Consider the following 13,257-nt stretch of genomic DNA (forward strand, 5'->3'; position numbering starts at 1 on the left):
CCGATCATGACAGCGATCATGACGTGCGGCGCATCGCCTCAGTGATGCGTTCGGCCGCCGCCATGACGGGCACCGCGTGCAAACGCCCGGGGGCTCGCGTGAGCCGTTCGATGGGCCCGGAGACCGACACGGCCGCGATCACCTTGCCTCCGCTGCCCCTTATGGGGGCGGACACGCTGGCCACCCCCTGCTCCCGCTCGCCGACGCTGTGGGACCAGCCCCTGCGGCGAACGGACGCGAGCGTGGCGGCGGTGAACTTGGCGCCGCGCAGCCCGCGGTGCAGCCGGTCGGGCTCCTCCCAGGCGAGCAGGATCTGCGCTGCCGAGCCCGCCGTCATGGGCAGCGCCGAGCCCACGGGAACCGTGTCGCGCAGGCCGCTGGCCCGCTCCGCCGCCGCGACGCAGACGCGCTCGTCGCCCTGGCGGCGATAGAGTTGCGCGCTTTCCCCGGTCAGGTCCCTGAGCTGCATCAGCACGGGGGAGGCCACCGCCAGCAGCCGGTCCTCGCCGGCTGCGGTGGACAACTCGGAGAGCCGCGGGCCCAGCACGAAACGGCCCTGCGTGTCGCGGGTCACGATGCGGTGGTGCTCAAGTGCGACGGCCAGCCGATGGGCCGTGGGACGGGCCAGACCGGTGGCCTGGACGAGCTGCGCCAGTGAAGCAGGTCCCGCTTCGAGGGCATTGAGTACAAGAACTGCCTTGTCGAGTACTCCGACTCCGCTAGAGTTGTCCATAGGACGATACTGCCGTCTCGACATATGAGAAGGCAAGTCACAAAGGTTCTCCCGCGAGGGAGCACCGGTCTCTGGACTGAGGAGCGCAGGGAACGGGGCGACCGCAGCGACGAGGGAAGAGACCGGATCCGAGCGACTGAGCCGCGATGCGTCGCATCGCTCTATGCAGGAGGAGATCACATGGGCCGCACACTGGCCGAGAAGGTCTGGGAGCAGCACGTCGTCAGGCGCGCCGACGGCGAGCCCGACCTGCTCTACATCGACCTGCACCTCATCCATGAGGTGACCAGCCCGCAGGCGTTCGACGGGCTCCGTCTCGCCGGCCGGAAGGTGCGGCGTCCCGATCTCACGATCGCCACCGAAGACCACAACGTGCCGACCGTGCTCGGCCCGATCGCCGACCCGGTGTCCAAGAAGCAGGTCGAGACGCTGCGCAAGAACGCCGCGGAGTTCGGCATCAGGCTCCACCCGATGGGCGACGCCGGACAGGGCGTGGTGCACATCATCGGGCCGCAGTTCGGCCTGACGCAGCCGGGCATGACGATCGTCTGCGGCGACTCCCACACCTCGACGCACGGCGCGTTCGGCGGCATCGCGTTCGGCATCGGCACCTCCGAGGTCGAGCACGTGCTGGCCACCCAGACGCTGCCCGCATACCGGCCGAAGACGATGGCCATCGAGGTCTCGGGCGAGCTGCCTCCCGGCGTCACGGCCAAGGACCTGATCCTGGCGATCATCTCCAAGATCGGCACCGGTGGCGGCCAGGGCTACATCGTCGAATACCGCGGCGAGGCGGTGCGCAAGCTCTCCATGGAGGGCCGCATGACGGTGTGCAACATGTCGATCGAGGCAGGCGCCCGCGCCGGCATGATCGCGCCGGACGAGACCACGTTCGCCTACCTCAAGGGCCGCCCGCACGCTCCGCAGGGCGAGGCGTGGGACCAGGCCGTCGAATACTGGAAGTCGCTGCGCACCGACGACGACGCCGTGTTCGACAAGGTCGTGCAGATCGACGCCTCGACGCTGACCCCCTACGTCACGTGGGGCACCAACCCCGGCCAGGGCCTGCCGCTCGCCGAGTCCGTGCCGAGCCCCGACTCCTTCGCCGACCCGGTCGCCCGCTCGGCGGCCGAACGGGCGCTCGACTACATGGGACTCAGCGCGGGCACCCCGCTGCGCGAGATCGAGGTCGACACGGTGTTCGTCGGCTCGTGCACAAACGGCCGCATCGAGGACCTGCGCTCGGCCGCCGAGATCCTGCGCGGCCGACAGGTGAAGACCCGCACGCTGATCGTCCCCGGCTCGATGCAGGTCAAGCTGCAGGCCGAGGAAGAGGGCCTGCACGAGGTGTTCAGGGCCGCGGGCGCCGAGTGGCGCGAGGCCGGCTGCTCGATGTGCCTGGGCATGAACCCCGACACGCTCAAGCCGGGCGAGCGCAGTGCCTCGACCTCCAACCGCAACTTCGAGGGCCGTCAGGGCAAGGGTGGCCGCACCCACCTGGTGTCGCCGCAGGTCGCCGCCGCCACCGCCGTGACCGGCCGCCTCACCGCTCCCGCCGACCTCTGACGCGGTCACGGTGAGTCGGCCAGGCCGCCTCACCGACGCACTTTCCCGTGCCGACCTCTGACGCGGCCGACGCGCTTTCCTGCGCAGACCTTCAGACCTGTAGACCCGTAAGGAAAATCGATGGAAGCCTTCACCACCCACACCGGTACGGCGGTGCCACTGCGCCGCAGCAACGTCGACACCGACCAGATCATCCCGGCCGTCTGGCTCAAGCAGGTCAGCCGCACCGGCTTCGAGAAGGGCCTGTTCGCGGCCTGGCGTGAGGACCCGGAGTTCGTCCTCAACGACGCCGCCCACGAGGGCGCCTCGATCCTGGTCTCCGGCCCCGACTTCGGCACCGGCTCCTCGCGCGAACACGCTGTCTGGGCGCTCCAGCAGTACGGGTTCCGCGTCGTGATCGCCGCCAGGTTCGGCGACATCTTCCGCAACAACTCCACCAAGATGGGCCTGCTGCCGGTCGTCCTGCCCGGCGACAGGGTGGCGGACCTGCAGTCGGCGGTCGAGGCCGACCCGAAGCTCGAGATCACCGTCGACCTGCGGGAACGCCAGGTCCGCTGGGCGGATGAGGTCATCGCTTTCGAGATCGACGACTACACCCGCTGGCGGCTCATGGAGGGCCTCGACGACATCGGGCTGACCCTGCGTCACGCCGGCGACGTGGCGGCGTACGAGAATGGCCGGCAGCCATGGCTGCCGACGACCGTCTAGAAGACGACGAACTGGCGCGGCGGTTGCGCGAGGCGCACCGCCGCGTCCGCATGCTCCCCGCCGCCGACAAGGAACGGATAGCGCGCCGCTATCTGTCGATTTGTGACCTTGCGAAGCACGATCGGAAAAGGGCCGCGCTGCGCCTCGACGCGTTTCTGGCCTCGCTTGACGAGCTTCCCGACACGCCACGAAGTGCGGAAAACGCGCCCGGTGATTGAGTTCCCCTGCGATCCCGCCTACTTTCGAGCCCGTAAGGGGTTTCTCCGTCAAACACGTAAACTGGAGCCCCGAGCCGTAACTGGGGGAGCAGGACTTTCATGAACAAGCGTGAACTCGTCGAGGCCATCGCGGATCGGGTGGGCGACAGGAAGACGGCCACCGAGGCCGTGAACGCGGTCGTCGACGCCATCCAGAAGGCCGTGGCCAGCGGCGACAAGGTCTCGATCACGGGCTTCGGCGCGTTCGAGATGGTGAACAAGCCCGCCCGCACGGCGCGCAATCCGTCGACCGGTGCGGAAATCAACGTCGCGGAGAGCTGGGCGCCGAAGTTCCGTCCCGGCTCCGATTTCAAAGAGCTGGTGAACGAGGGCGGCAAGAAAATCGGCAAGAAAAAGTAAACTCAGCGGACCACGCCCGGGCCGTCCGGCCCGGGCGTCCGCATTTAAGCGCCGGGCACCGGGAAAGTGGAGAGCGTGATGTAAGTGATCTCGCCTCCGGACATCGCGAGATTGACCCGCTGCCCCGAGCGCAGCAGCCGCAGCGGCCCCGCGTCGAAGGCGGGCGTGCCGAACTCCAGCACGGTCCCGTCGTCGAGGAACACCGTGCCCGAGCGGGTGGCCTCGTCGAAACTCCGCACCGTCGCCTGCACGAGGACCAGCGTAAGGCGGCCACGCCGACCGGTCCAATCATCGTTCGTCCCCGCCCGCCCCCTGACCGCCGCCCGGTCATGCCTCCGGCGGTGACACCCCGGCCACCGGGCCAAGGTCGTGGGTCCGCCCCCAACTCCCTGACCACGCCCGGTCATGTGTCCGGCGACGCCCCGGGCCGCCGCGCCACGGTCATGTGCCCGGCCACAACTCCCTGACCACCGCCGCGGTGTGCCGGCCGAGCCCCAGGGCGACGGCCGCGCGCAGGTCGTCTGGTGTGTCGACGTCGCGGCGCACCGAGTCGATCCCCGGCACGGCCAACTCCTTGGCCCCGGCGGCCAGGTGCCTGGCCCGCGACTCCCCGCCGAACCTGGGGGTGAACGGCGTCCCAGGAAGCACCCCGTAGAAGGTCGTCCCCACGTCGAGCGCGTCGGGCACGAACGCCTGGTCGAACTCGGCCGCCGCCTCCAGCGCCAGGCCGAGTTCGGCCGGCCGCAGGGCGGGCAGGTCGGCCTGGAGCGCGCCCACCGCGTCGCCGGGCGCGACGCGTACGGCATGGGCGGCTCCGGTGCGCAGCGCGGTGTTCAGCCCGCGGTCGGGGTCGTGCACCACCTCGGCCCCGAGCCCGGCGAGGGGCCCCGCGGCGGCCGGGTCGGCGGTCACCACGATCACCCGCGCCACCCGCGGGCACGAAAGCGCCGCCGCCACGGTGTCGCAGGCGACGGCCACGGCCAGCCTGGTGCGGTGCGGCCCTGTGGCCGCGGCGAGCCGGGTCTTCGCCGCGACCAGCGTCTTCACCGGAATCACCAGTGACCACCGGATGCTCATAACCTTAAGCATCGCGCCTCGACATCCCGAGCGGCGAAACGGGAGACTTGGGGCGCATCCCGCAGGTGTTGGAGGAGACCATGAGCCGCCCCACGCGACCGTCGCGTTTCTGGGAAACCCTGGCCGTAGTCGTGGTGAAACCGCTCTCCCGGCTCCTGGTCAGGAAGGACTGGCGCGGCGGGGAGCGCATTCCCCGCACCGGCGGCGTGATCATCGCGACCAACCATCTCTCCTGGGCCGACCCTGTTCTGCTGTCGCACTTCCTCTACAACAACGGGCGCTGGCCGGTAATCCTCGCCAAGTCCGCGCTGTTCAGGGTGCCGTTCCTGGGCCGGGCCGTGGCGGCGCTGCTGGCCATCCCGGTCGACCGCGGCAGCAACGAGGCGGCCAGATCGTTGCAGGTCTCGGCCGAGCGGCTCGCCGACGGGTGCGCGATCATGTTCTACCCGGAGGGCACCTGCACCCGCGACCCCGGCCTGTGGCCCATGGTGGGCAAGACGGGCGCCGCCCGGCTGGCGTTGCAGAGCGGCGCGCCGGTCATCCCGGTCGCCCATTGGGGCGCGCATGAGCTGCTCCCCTATGGGGAGAAGAAGCCCAGGCTGTTCCCGCGCAAGACGTTCCGCGTGAGCGTGGGGCCACCGGTCGATCTGTCGAAATACGCGGGCCGGCCACCGCACGCGGCCGTGCTGCGCGAGGCGACGGCCGACATCATGGCGGCGATCACCACGCAGCTCGCGGAACTGCGTGGCGAGAAGGCGCCGGAAACCCCCTACGATCCCGCCGGACGGTGATGGCATGACAAAGGTGGCCGTTTTCGGCACGGGCTCGTGGGGCACGACGTTCGCCATGATTCTGGCGGAGGCCGGCAACGAGGTCACGCTGTGGGGGCGCAGGAAAGAGCTGGTCGAGGCGATCGACCGTGATCACGGCAACCCCGACTACCTGCCGGGCATCGCGTTGCCGGCCACGCTGCGCGCCACGACCGACGCCGCGCGGGCGCTCGACGGGGCCGACTTCGTGGTGCTGGCCGTGCCGTCGCAGCGGTTGCGGCCCAACCTGGCCCGCTGGCGCGAGCACCTCCCGCCCGGTGCGGTGCTGGTCAGCCTGATGAAGGGGATCGAGCTGGGCACGACCAAGCGGATGAGCGAGGTGATCCGCGAGGTCGCCGAGGTGCCGGAAGAGCGCGTCGCGGTCGTCTCCGGGCCCAACCTGGCCAAGGAGATCGCCATGCGCCAGCCCGCCGCCACCGTCGTCGCATGTGCCGACGAGTCCGTCGCCGCCCGTCTCCAGGAGGCATGCCACCTGCCGCCCTGGTTCCGCCCGTACACCAATCCCGACGTCGTCGGCGTGGAGTTGGGCGGCGCGGTGAAGAACGTGATCGCGCTGGCCGTCGGCGTCTCGGCGGGCATGGGCATGGGCGACAACGTCAGCGCCATGCTCATCACCAGAGGGCTGGCGGAGATCTCCCGGCTGGGTGCGGCGCTCGGCGCCGACGCGCACACGTTCGCCGGGCTGGCCGGGATGGGTGATCTCGTGGCCACGTGCACGTCGCCGCTGTCGCGTAACCGCACGTTCGGCGAGAATCTCGGCAGGGGCATGACGCTCGACGAGGTCGTCGCCGCCACCAGGCAGACGGCGGAGGGCGTGAAGTCCTGCGAGTCCGTGCTGGAGCTGGCCAGGAAGCACGACGTGGAGATGCCGATCACCGAGGTCGTCGTCGGAGTGGTGCACGACGGCATGTCGCCGGCGGAGGCGGGCATGTTGCTGATGTCGCGCTCGCCCAAACCCGAGCGTTACGGCGTATAAGAGAAAGGCCTGATTGCGGCGTGCTCGGCTCGCTGTGACAGGGACACCCCGGTAGATTCGGACACCATGAGCAAGCCACGCGTCGCCGTCGTTTTCGGAGGTCGCAATTCTGAGCACGCCGTGTCCCTGATGGGCGCGGGCAGCGTTCTGGATGCGATCGACAGGAGCAAATATGAGGTGATCCCCATCGGGATCGCCCAGGACGGCAGGTGGGTGCTGGCCACGTCCGACCAGCGGTTCGCCATCGAGTCGGGCGAGCTGCCGGTCGTCGACGGCGCGGGCGCGGCGCTGGCGCTGCCGTCGGGTGGCAACGCGCTGGTCGCCTACGATCCGGGCAGTATCCCCGTGGAGCTCGGCTCGGTCGACGTGGTGTTCCCGGTGATGCACGGGCCGTTCGCGGAGGACGGCACGATCCAGGGTCTGCTGGAGATGGCCGGCGTGCGTTACGTCGGCTCGGGGGTGCTGGCCAGCGCCGTCGGCATGGACAAGGCTCACATGAAGACCGTGATGGCCGCCGCGGGGCTGCCCATCGGCCGTTACGTCGTCGTCCGCGACCGCGACTGGCGGCTCGACCGGGAGCGCGTGGTCAAGGAGGCCGAGGAGCTCGGTTTCCCGGTGTTCGTCAAGCCCGCCAGGGCCGGTTCCTCGCAGGGCATCTCCAAGGCGTCCGACCGGTCCCAGCTGGAGGCGGCGGTGGAGGCCGCCAGGCAGCACGACCCCAAGGTGCTCATCGAGGCCGCCATCGCCGGCCGCGAGATCGAGTGCGCGGTGCTGGAGTCGCCCGGCGACGAGCCGGCCGCCGCGTCGATCCCCGGCGAGGTCAGGGTCGAGGGCGGGCAGGAGTTCTTCGACTTCGAGGCGAAATACTATCCGGACCAGATGTCGCTGACCGTGCCCGCCGACATCCCGGCCGAGACGGCCGAGGAGCTTCGGGCGATGGCCGTGCGCGCGTTCGAGGCGCTCGACTGCGAGGGGCTCGCGCGGGCCGACTTCTTCTACACGCCCGAGGGCGGGCTCGTCTTCAACGAGATCAACACCATGCCGGGGTTCACGTCGTTGTCGGTGGCGCCGCAGCTCTGGGCCGCCTCGGGCCTGCCCTACCCGGCGCTGGTCGACCGGCTCATCCAGCTCGCGCTGGCCCGGCCGGCGGGACTTCGCTGAACGACCACCTGGTCAGCGGGCCGACATCTGGGCTATCGGTTTCGACAGGTCCGCGAGCACCTCGGCCGGCACGTGCTCGCCTCCGACGGTGACCTCGACGTACGCGGTGTCGGTCACCGCGGTGAACAACGTGGGCCTCTCCGGATCGGCGAACCAGCCCACGCCGCCGATCTCCTGGAGCTGGTCGGTGGGCGCCATCCTGACCGGGCGGCCCACCCCGCAGCGCAGCGCGACGGTTCCTTCGCCCCAGACGGCGACGTACGGTGACTCCGGCGTGGACGTGCCGCGCTCGTCACCGTCGAGGGTCTCGGGCAGCAACCCGGCCAGCTTGTCGCACGCGGCCACCGCTTCCCCCTGCGGTGTGGGCGGATCGACCTGTACCGTGCCGCACCCGGCGAGTGTCAGCAGAACGAGCAGGACGGCGGCGGCACGCATGCGACGACTGCCTTCAGATGTGGACGATCGGACACGTCAGGGTACGCGTGATCCCTTCCACCGCCTGAATCTGCGCGACGACGAGCTTGCCCAGCTCGTCGACGTTGTTGGCCTCCGCGCGCACGATCACGTCGTAGGGCCCTGTCACGTCTTCCGCCTGAGTGACCCCGGGGATGCCGGAAATCTCGTGGGCCACGGCAGCGGCCTTGCCTACCTCTGTCTGAATAAGGATGTAGGCCTGCACCATTACGTCCTCCCGGGCGATTGGATCACGCCGATGGGTAACCGTACCCTGTGTGCGTCAGGAGGTGCGTCATCACAGTCGGAGATCTCGGCGAATTCGGTGTGGTAAATCGTATTACCGCACGCCTTCCCCAGGGTGCGGCGGTGATGGTCGGGCCGGGTGACGACGCCGCCGTGGTGGCCGCGCCCGACAGGCGTGTCGCGGTCTCGACCGACCTGCTGCTGGAGGGCCGGCACTTCCGCCGCGACTGGTCCGGCGGCTATGACGTGGGCCGCAAGGCCGCGGCCCAGAACCTCGCCGACGTGGCGGCCATGGGCGCTGTCCCCACCTCGATCGTGGTGGGGCTCGGCATCCCCGCCGACCTGCCCCTGGCCTGGCTCGACGAGCTGACCGACGGGTTCCGCGACGAGTGCGCCGTGGTCGGCGCCAGTGTCGCCGGCGGTGACGTCACCCGGTGTGACCAGGTCGTCATCGGGGTGACCGCGCTGGGCGACCTGCAGGGACGCGCTCCCGTGCTCCGCTCGGGGGCCAGGCCAGGGCACGTGGTGGCGGTGACGGGCCGGCTCGGGTACGCGGCCGCCGGATGGGCGCTGCTCGAGGAGGGCCTGCCGGCCGGCTCTGCGGCCTTGGAGGAGGTCGTGGCCGCGCACCGCAGGCCGTCCCCTCCGTACGCGATGGGGCCGCGGGCGGCCGAGCTGGGCGCCGGCGCGATGCTCGACGTCAGTGACGGGCTGCTGCAGGACCTCGGCCATGTCGCCGAGGCCAGCGGGGTGGGGATCGAGCTCGATCCTCAGGCGTTCGCCGTGGCGGAGCCTGTCGCGGTGGCGGCGAAGGAGGTGGGGGCCGATCCGCTGGAGTGGGTGCTCACGGGGGGTGAGGATCACGCGCTCGCGGCGGTCTTCCCCCCAGAGGTACGCCTGCCGGAATCGTGGCAGGTCGTGGGCCGCGTGGTCGAAGGGGCCGGCGTCGTGGTGTATGGCCGGCAGGTCGGGCGCCGCGGCTGGGATCACTTTGCGTGATTACTTATCCCGATTTGCGTGAGAATTTCCCGATTTGGGGCGTGACTAACGGGATTGTTGTGACAGCGGCGTAGTGAAGGTGTTATGAAGATTGGCGGCCACTGTAACCGGGAGAAAGGGCAGCCATGGGCCGCCACGGCACAGGTGGATCCGAAGATGGGGACGAACGGGGGAACGGCAGCGCATTCTGGGGTCCTGACGAGGAGGTCGACCAGCCAGGCTGGCCTTCCATGCCGGACCAACCCGAGGTGACGGGCCAGTGGGCTCCCATGCCACGGCGTACGGACGCACCCCCGCCGCGCGCGCCGCAGTCCGAGCCGTTCGAGACCACCGGAGCCTTCGCGCTGCCCGCCGACGCCGCCAGCGGATTCCCACCGGCCAACGACTCCAGGAGCCCGTTCCAGCCGCCTCAGGGGCAGGGGATCGAGGAGGCCGGGCCGATGGAGACGACGGGCGCGTTCGCCCGCCCGCCCGAGTGGGGCCCGCCCGCCGACCGGCCCTTCAACGGACCTGGCGCAGGCCCTGCGGGCGATCCCGCCGACCAGACGGCCGTGTTCGGCGGCCCCGCCGGCATGCCGGCTCCCGGGGCACCGGGATCGGGCCACGCGAGCGCCTTCAGCCGTCCCGCGGACGACGGGCAGTTCGGCGACCCGGCCCACCAGCCGTTCGGCGGCCCTGCGAACCTGCCTGGTCCGTCCGGCGCATCCGGGGATCCCTCTGATCCGTTCGCGCCGGACGACAGGTCCGGGCCGTTCGGGGGCCAGGACGACCGGACCGCGTTCTTCGACGGTGCCGCGGATCGTTCCGGGTTCTTCGACGAGCCCGATGACCGTACCGCCAGATTCGACGCACCCTCCGGCCCGATCCCCAGCAGCGGCCCGCCCGAGCCCGGCGACGTCAAGGTGGCCGGAGCGCCGACCGCCGCGCAGGCGCCGGCCTGGGCCGACACGGAGACCGGGTTCCTGGGCTCCGGCTGGTCGGCCGACTCCGGCCCCGCCGGGCCTGAGGGGCCCCGCGACCGTCGCGGCCGCCGCAAGGGCCGCCGCGACGACGAGTTGCTCTCCGGCGCCTCGTCGGGCGGCGGCAAGGGCCGGGTCGCGTTGCTGTCCGTCGCCGCCGTGGCCGTCGTGCTCGGCGGCACCGTGGCGGGCGTCAAGTTCATGAGCACCTCCGGCGGCACGGACAAGTGCGCGGGCACCACGTGCGCGGCCGTGCAGGGTGCCACCAACCGGCCGGGACCGGAGGCCTCCCAGCCTCCCGTCGAGGAGACCGAGCCGGAAGAGGAGCCCTCGGACGAGCCGGTGGAGGACACCGGGCCGGCCGAGACCCCGAGGCCCACCGTCACGTACCAAGCCCGCCCGCGCCACACCGAGCAGGCCAAGCCGACGCCCACCAAGACCAGGGTGAAGAAGTCGAAGGAGCCGGCCAAGGAGCCCTCGCAGGAACCGGTGCAGGAGCCGGACGACGAGAGCGTGCCCCAGGACACGCCGCTGGACGAGCCCTCCTCCGTGGATGCCGACATCGGCGCCGCGCCGACCACCACCAGCGTCCCCGAGCCCACGGACAGCGAGGGATCCTTCGGATCGCCGTCCGGCGGCAACGGCTCGGTGAACGTCCAGCAGACCATCAGGCAGCGGATGACCACGTACGCGGTCAACCTGCGCCTGTCCAACACCTCGGCGGGGACGCTGCGGAACCCCACGGTCTCCGTCCCGGTCGAGGGCAGGGTCGTGGACGTCCGGGGCGCCGACTGGACGCAGGACGGTGACCTGCTGATCCTCGACCTGTCGGCGCAGCTGGCCACCGGGGCCACGGTCGAGGTGTCGTTCACCGCGACGGGCAGGGGCGCGCCCGCGGCCAACTGCGGGATGGTCAGCGGGGAGTGCGTCGTCAGCTGAGTGGTTGGATAGGGGACATGACGGAGCGATCCCCGCAAAGCACCCCTTCCACTGCGGTCTCCACCCCGCCATGCGTGCTGACCATCGCCGGCTCCGACTCGGGGGGCGGCGCGGGCATCCAGGCCGACCTGAAGACCATGATGGCGATGGGCGTTCACGGCATGAGCGTCATCGCCGCCGTGACCGCCCAGAACTCGCTGGGCGTCCAGGGCTACTGGGAGCTGCCTCCCGAGGCCGTACGCGCGCAACTCGACTCGGTGCTCGGCGACATCGGCGCGCAGGCGGTGAAGACCGGCATGCTCGCCTCGCCGGTGCTGGTCGAGACGGTGGCCGACGCACTCGGCCCGTACGACGCGCCGCTGGTCGTGGACCCCGTCGGGGTGTCGAAGCACGGCAACTCGCTGCTCGCTCCCGAAGCGGTCGAGACGATGCGGACGCGCCTGCTGCCCGTGGCCACCGTGGTGACGCCGAACCTGTGGGAGGTGGAGCAGCTCACCTCGGTCAAGGTCGAGGACGAGGACGGCCTGCGCAGGGCCGCCGACGCCGTCCTGGAACTGGGGCCCGCGTGGGCGCTGATCAAGGGCGGCCACCTGCCCGGGGCCCCGGTCGACCTGCTCACCGACGGCACGGAGGAGTTTCGCTTCGCCGCCGAACGCCTCGACAACCGCCACACCCACGGCACGGGCTGCACGCTCGCCTCGGCCATCGCCTCCCGCCTGGCGCTGGGCGACGACGTGCCGTCGGCGGTGGGCAAGGCGAAGGAGTACGTGACGGGAGCGATCGCCAGGGGTTTCCCCCTCGGCGGCGGCATCGGCCCCGTCGACCACGCATGGCGCTGGCGCTGACCGTCTCCTCCGTGAACGACGGCGAGGGAGAACCGTCCACCGGGGTGCTGGGCCGCCCTCCGGCCGCCGGGCCAGAGTCAGGCGGCCGAGGCACCGCCGGCGCCCCGCACCGGCTCTCCTGGGCTGTCGTGTCCCGCAGCGGGCCGGGACCCCGCCGCGCCTCGCGCCTCACAACCCCCGCCCAGGCGTTCCTCCGGCCCAGGCGAGGTGCTTCGGAGGTGAGGTGAGAGCCTCGCCACGGGGGATGGGGATGACGAAAGCCCGCCGGCTCCCTCAGGAACGGACGGGCTTCGTGAAAAGTGCGGACTAGCGGGTGACCTTGCCCGCCTTGATGCACGAGGTGCACACGTTCAGCTTCTTCGGCGTGCCGCCGACGACCGCGCGGACCGTCTGGATGTTGGGGTTCCAACGACGGCGGGTGCGGCGGTGGGAGTGGGACACGTTGTTGCCGAACGTCGGCCCCTTGCGGCAGACATCGCAGACGGAAGCCACGGTATCGCTCCTTAAAACAGTCGATGTAGCCCTGTCCGCGGATGAATTCCGGGCGGAGGGCATGCCGGGACAACCGGCCAGCCAGACGAGAATATCCGATCCACCCCGATGGGCGCGAACCAGAGCACTGGACCAGGTCCGATGCGGCGATATTCTCCTCGCACAACCGTAGCGCATCGGGGAGGTCGGAGGGCCGGCATGAAGATCCTCGACCCGCCCGCGGTGCGCCGCTGGGCCCGCCTGGCCGCCGACGCGCTCGGCCGAGGCGGGCCCGGCGGTCGAGGCGGGGCTGCGGGCGGGCAGCACGATCCGCTGCGCCGTTTCGACGACGATGTGGTCGCGATGACCGACGCGGCGGGCCACACGCGGCGCGGACACGTGACGGTGGCCGACAGGGAGGCGTTCACCAGCGCGGTGACGTGCTCGGCCTGATCGGCGGGGACGTCGCCGTGATCGGCGACACGGTCGACCACGTGGCCACCACGGTCGTGGACCGGATGGTGGCGGGCGGCGGCGAGCCGGTGACCCTGGTCACGGGCGCGCAGGCGCCCGCCGGGCTCGCCGGCCGCGTCGAGGAGCATCTCAGGCGCGCTGCCGGATTCCCATGAAGGCGGCCAGGATCGGCACGCGGGCGGCGGGGAAGGGGATTCCTGTCG

At 71.0% G+C, this 13,257-nt stretch carries 16 protein-coding genes and 1 pseudogene; 11 read left to right on the top strand and 6 right to left on the bottom strand.

Annotation, left to right across the window (positions count from 1 at the left end; all coding sequences use genetic code 11):
- Positions 1 to 16 precede the first annotated feature (16 nt).
- On the bottom strand, positions 17 to 733 hold the full coding sequence (locus ABGB01_RS19440) for an IclR family transcriptional regulator (RefSeq protein WP_347618522.1): 717 nt from the start codon (positions 731 to 733) through the stop codon (positions 17 to 19).
- Between the two features lie 180 nt (positions 734 to 913).
- On the opposite strand from ABGB01_RS19440, the gene leuC reads away from it, so the two are divergent.
- The 4 genes from leuC (at position 914) to ABGB01_RS19460 (ending at position 3,624) form a co-directional block, all read left to right on the top strand.
- Positions 914 to 2,299, top strand: a complete 1,386-nt coding sequence (gene leuC / locus ABGB01_RS19445) for a 3-isopropylmalate dehydratase large subunit (protein WP_347774904.1) — start codon at positions 914 to 916, stop codon at positions 2,297 to 2,299.
- Between the two features lie 120 nt (positions 2,300 to 2,419).
- Positions 2,420 to 3,007, top strand: coding sequence for a 3-isopropylmalate dehydratase small subunit (gene leuD, locus ABGB01_RS19450; RefSeq protein ID WP_347774905.1), 588 nt, complete (start codon positions 2,420 to 2,422; stop codon positions 3,005 to 3,007).
- Positions 2,986 to 3,225 (top strand): hypothetical protein, encoded by a 240-nt coding sequence (locus ABGB01_RS19455; RefSeq protein WP_347645311.1) that lies wholly within the window; start codon positions 2,986 to 2,988, stop codon positions 3,223 to 3,225. Before leuD ends, ABGB01_RS19455 begins: the two co-directional genes overlap by 22 nt.
- Positions 3,226 to 3,324: 99 nt before the next feature.
- The gene (locus ABGB01_RS19460) at positions 3,325 to 3,624 is read left to right on the top strand and encodes an HU family DNA-binding protein (protein WP_132334500.1); all 300 of its coding nucleotides are present in this window, start codon (positions 3,325 to 3,327) and stop codon (positions 3,622 to 3,624) included.
- A gap of 44 nt (positions 3,625 to 3,668) precedes the next feature.
- Here ABGB01_RS19460 and ABGB01_RS19465 read toward each other — a convergent pair whose 3' ends face one another.
- Complete coding sequence (locus ABGB01_RS19465) at positions 3,669 to 3,875, bottom strand: hypothetical protein (RefSeq protein WP_347774907.1); 207 nt, start codon at positions 3,873 to 3,875, stop codon at positions 3,669 to 3,671.
- A 190-nt stretch (positions 3,876 to 4,065) separates the two neighbouring features.
- The gene (gene cofC, locus ABGB01_RS19470) at positions 4,066 to 4,701 is read right to left on the bottom strand and encodes a 2-phospho-L-lactate guanylyltransferase (RefSeq protein WP_347774908.1); all 636 of its coding nucleotides are present in this window, start codon (positions 4,699 to 4,701) and stop codon (positions 4,066 to 4,068) included.
- Between the two features lie 80 nt (positions 4,702 to 4,781).
- On the opposite strand from cofC, the gene ABGB01_RS19475 reads away from it, so the two are divergent.
- From ABGB01_RS19475 to ABGB01_RS19485, 3 genes are all read left to right on the top strand, one after another.
- On the top strand, positions 4,782 to 5,492 hold the full coding sequence (locus tag ABGB01_RS19475) for a lysophospholipid acyltransferase family protein (protein WP_347774909.1): 711 nt from the start codon (positions 4,782 to 4,784) through the stop codon (positions 5,490 to 5,492).
- Between the two features lie 4 nt (positions 5,493 to 5,496).
- Positions 5,497 to 6,507, top strand: a complete 1,011-nt coding sequence (locus tag ABGB01_RS19480) for an NAD(P)H-dependent glycerol-3-phosphate dehydrogenase (protein WP_347774910.1) — start codon at positions 5,497 to 5,499, stop codon at positions 6,505 to 6,507.
- Between the two features lie 66 nt (positions 6,508 to 6,573).
- The gene (locus ABGB01_RS19485; protein WP_347774911.1) at positions 6,574 to 7,668 is read left to right on the top strand and encodes a D-alanine--D-alanine ligase family protein; all 1,095 of its coding nucleotides are present in this window, start codon (positions 6,574 to 6,576) and stop codon (positions 7,666 to 7,668) included.
- 12 nt (positions 7,669 to 7,680) lie between these two features.
- Here ABGB01_RS19485 and ABGB01_RS19490 read toward each other — a convergent pair whose 3' ends face one another.
- Together ABGB01_RS19490 and ABGB01_RS19495 are read right to left on the bottom strand one after the other, a co-directional pair.
- Positions 7,681 to 8,103 carry a DUF3515 family protein gene (locus tag ABGB01_RS19490; protein WP_347774912.1) on the bottom strand — a complete coding sequence of 141 codons (423 nt, stop codon included), beginning with the start codon at positions 8,101 to 8,103 and terminating at the stop codon, positions 7,681 to 7,683.
- Positions 8,104 to 8,116: 13 nt separating this feature from the next.
- Positions 8,117 to 8,350 (bottom strand): Lrp/AsnC ligand binding domain-containing protein, encoded by a 234-nt coding sequence (locus ABGB01_RS19495; RefSeq protein ID WP_132503568.1) that lies wholly within the window; start codon positions 8,348 to 8,350, stop codon positions 8,117 to 8,119.
- A gap of 47 nt (positions 8,351 to 8,397) precedes the next feature.
- On the opposite strand from ABGB01_RS19495, the gene ABGB01_RS19500 reads away from it, so the two are divergent.
- From ABGB01_RS19500 to thiD, 3 genes are all read left to right on the top strand, one after another.
- Positions 8,398 to 9,366 (top strand): thiamine-phosphate kinase, encoded by a 969-nt coding sequence (locus ABGB01_RS19500; protein ID WP_347774913.1) that lies wholly within the window; start codon positions 8,398 to 8,400, stop codon positions 9,364 to 9,366.
- Between the two features lie 230 nt (positions 9,367 to 9,596).
- Complete coding sequence (locus ABGB01_RS19505; RefSeq protein WP_347774914.1) at positions 9,597 to 11,264, top strand: hypothetical protein; 1,668 nt, start codon at positions 9,597 to 9,599, stop codon at positions 11,262 to 11,264.
- Between the two features lie 17 nt (positions 11,265 to 11,281).
- Positions 11,282 to 12,109, top strand: coding sequence for a bifunctional hydroxymethylpyrimidine kinase/phosphomethylpyrimidine kinase (gene thiD, locus ABGB01_RS19510; RefSeq protein WP_347774915.1), 828 nt, complete (start codon positions 11,282 to 11,284; stop codon positions 12,107 to 12,109).
- 306 nt (positions 12,110 to 12,415) lie between these two features.
- Here thiD and rpmB read toward each other — a convergent pair whose 3' ends face one another.
- Positions 12,416 to 12,601: a 50S ribosomal protein L28 gene (gene rpmB, locus ABGB01_RS19515; RefSeq protein ID WP_043618345.1), complete on the bottom strand. Its 186-nt coding sequence runs from the start codon at positions 12,599 to 12,601 to the stop codon at positions 12,416 to 12,418.
- A gap of 342 nt (positions 12,602 to 12,943) precedes the next feature.
- Here rpmB and ABGB01_RS19520 point away from each other — a divergent pair.
- Positions 12,944 to 13,209: pseudogene (locus ABGB01_RS19520) on the top strand (hypothetical protein).
- Positions 13,210 to 13,257 lie beyond the last annotated feature (48 nt).

It is taken from the genome of Nonomuraea sp. B5E05, assembly GCF_039880665.1.
In the GTDB taxonomy this organism is placed as follows: domain Bacteria; phylum Actinomycetota; class Actinomycetes; order Streptosporangiales; family Streptosporangiaceae; genus Nonomuraea.